Origin of the sequence: Gluconobacter potus, from assembly GCF_015244705.1 — a bacterium.
GTDB lineage: Bacteria > Pseudomonadota > Alphaproteobacteria > Acetobacterales > Acetobacteraceae > Gluconobacter > Gluconobacter potus.
On record NZ_JABCQF010000042.1, the window covers coordinates 1 to 2,696 of the forward strand.

The 2,696-nt window shown below is 55.8% G+C and carries 4 protein-coding genes; all 4 read right to left on the minus strand.

What is annotated here, in order from left to right; translation table 11 throughout:
* Nucleotides 1–686: S-formylglutathione hydrolase (fghA, locus tag HKD31_RS15775; RefSeq protein ID WP_194265708.1), on the minus strand; the 686-nt coding region annotated here is incomplete at its 3' end.
* Nucleotides 687–710: 24 nt separating this feature from the next.
* Nucleotides 711–1,112: a VOC family protein gene (locus tag HKD31_RS15780; protein ID WP_003618982.1), complete on the minus strand. Its 402-nt coding sequence runs from the start codon at nt 1,110–1,112 to the stop codon at nt 711–713.
* 59 nt (nt 1,113–1,171) lie between these two features.
* A complete protein-coding gene (locus tag HKD31_RS15785; RefSeq protein WP_003618980.1) occupies nt 1,172–2,281 on the minus strand; it encodes an S-(hydroxymethyl)glutathione dehydrogenase/class III alcohol dehydrogenase in 1,110 nt (369 codons plus the stop codon).
* 41 nt (nt 2,282–2,322) lie between these two features.
* Nucleotides 2,323–2,598: a formaldehyde-responsive transcriptional repressor FrmR gene (gene frmR, locus HKD31_RS15790; protein WP_003626675.1), complete on the minus strand. Its 276-nt coding sequence runs from the start codon at nt 2,596–2,598 to the stop codon at nt 2,323–2,325.
* Nucleotides 2,599–2,696: the final 98 nt, after the last annotated feature.

Below are 2,696 nucleotides of genomic sequence, written 5' to 3' on the forward strand. Positions count from 1 at the left end.
CTGAGCTGTTCTTTCAGAAACTGGTCCGCCAGACCCTGATCTATCAGAACAGGCAGTCTTTCCTTCGCTGTCCGCACAAGTTCAAGCGGGTCATAGGCTGCCCAACTGGCACGATCCGGACCCAGATAAGCACTGAATGCTTTTTCACCCCATGGTACCTGCGTTGGCGCCACAATGGGTGAAAAGGCTGACACAGAACGATAGCGGCCAGGATTACGCAGCGCGATCATGATGGCGCCAAATCCACCCATCGAATGTCCCGCAATGCCTCGCTGCTGCGTAACCGGAAAGCTCGCCTCAATCAGCGCAGGAAGTTCCGTGACGACGTAATCATACATCCGATAATGCGCAGCCCACGGCTCCTGCGTCGCATTGAGGTAAAATCCGGCACCCTGTCCAAGATCGTACGCATCGTCATCAGCCACACCCACGCCCCGTGGACTGGTATCCGACGCGACAATGGCGATGCCCAGTTCTGCGGCCACGCGTTGCGCGCCAGCCTTGCCAATGAAATTCTGCTCCGTACATGTCAGACCGGAGAGCCAGTAAAGAACGGGAACCTTTTCAGTTTTTGCCTGCGGCGGCAGGTAGATCGCGAAGTTTGATTCCACACCCAACGACACGGACTTGTGTCGCCAGACTTCCTGCACCCCCCCAAAAGAGGCGTGTGTTTCCTTGCGTTCCATGGCTCTCACTGCCTTTTGCGCATGTCAGTTACCGTCCGTGAAGGTATAACTGCAGATCTTGTTCCCTGCCGGATCCCGGAGATAGGCAGCGTAAGCGCCCGGTAAGTGGCTTCGCGGGCCGGGTGCGCCTTCATCGGTTCCCCCATTGGCAAGACCTGCGGCATGAAAAGCCTCCACTTCGGCGGGTGTCGCTGCTGCAAAACCGATGGTGACACCGTTGCTTGAGGGCGCTTCACCGTTGCCTGGACGTGCAATGATGAAGGCTGGCTTTTCGCGGCCATACAGAATCCACCCATGCCCGAACGGCCCCAGGTTTTTTATGCCCAGAGCCGCAAGCGCGGCGTCATAGAATTTCGCGGATACCGCAGTATCCACTGCCCCAAGAAAAACGTGAGAGAAAACACCGTCACCGGAAATAACTGCCATGATCGTTCTCCTGTAATTTCCAACCATTGGAAATGATGTTGCGCGGTGAGACGCAGACCTTAGAAATGAATGACGGAACGGATGGATTTTCCTTCATGCATCAGATCGAAGGCCGTATTGATGTCTTCGAGCGGCATGGTGTGGGTTACGAAAGGCGCAAGTTCGATATCGCCACGCATGGCATCTTCGACCATGCCGGGAAGCTGGCTGCGTCCCTTGACCCCACCGAAAGCCGAGCCGCGCCACGAACGCCCCGTCACAAGCTGGAAGGGACGGGTCGAAATTTCCTGACCGGCCCCTGCCACCCCGATGACGATCGACTGCCCCCACCCACGATGCGCGGCTTCTAACGCCGCGCGCATGACGTTGACGTTTCCGATACATTCAAATGTATGATCAATACCCCAGCCGGTCATTTCCACAAGAACCTGCTGAATCGGTTTGTCATAATCCTTGGGGTTGAGGAATTCCGTGGCGCCGAATGCTTTGGCAAGTTCAAACTTTTCCGGGTTGGTATCAATAGCGAAAATCCGGCCAGCCTTTGCCTGTCGCGCTCCCTGAATGACCGCCAGACCGATCCCGCCCAGACCGAAGACGGCAACCGTATCTCCCGGCTGCACCTTGGCCGTGTTGTGTACCGCACCAATCCCTGTGGTGACGCCACATCCCAACAGACAGACATGCCCTGGATTGGATGCGGGATTGATTTTTGCCAGAGAAACCTCGGCGACAACCGTGTATTCGCTGAACGTCGAACACCCCATGTAATGATGGATCGGCTGACCTTTGTAGGAGAAGCGTGTCGTGCCATCCGGCATCACACCTTTACCCTGTGTGGCGCGCACTGAAATGCAGAGATTGGTTTTTCCCGACTTACAGAACAGACATTCACCGCATTCCGCCGTGTAAAGCGGAATGACATGGTCGCCGGGGGCAACGCTGGTTACGCCTTCTCCGACCTCGATGACAATTCCCGCGCCTTCGTGACCCAAAACGGCTGGGAACAGTCCCTCGGGATCATCCCCTGACAGGGTAAACGCATCAGTGTGGCACACACCCGTATGCGTGATCTGCACGAGCACCTCACCAGCACGAGGAGGCGCTACATCGATCTCGACAATCTCAAGGGGCTTACCCGCCTCGAAAGCAACTGCGGCCCGTGATTTCATGATTTTTTCTCCAAATAACCTATCAGCCAGCATCGAGGGCATTACCGGAGATAGGATCGAACGAGTGACACCACATTCTCGATCGAACCACTGGCAGCATCACGATCACCGGCACACTCAACAAATTCTTCCCGCAGATGGCTTTCGAGGACACCGGCCATTAATCCGTTGATCGCTCCCCGGATAGCCGCAACCTGTTGCAGTACCGGACCGCAATCAGCCCCCTTCTCCAGAGCCTGTTCCAGCGCATCAAGTTGCCCGCGAATACGGCGCACGCGGGTCAGAACGCGCTTTTTCTCAGCTGGTGTGTGCGGCACGAAACGTTTACTCCGAATATACTGCCCTTGAGTATCCTTTCATACTATGGGGCAGTATGACAAGGATATAAGGATGTGCTTGTCATATGATCCGATCA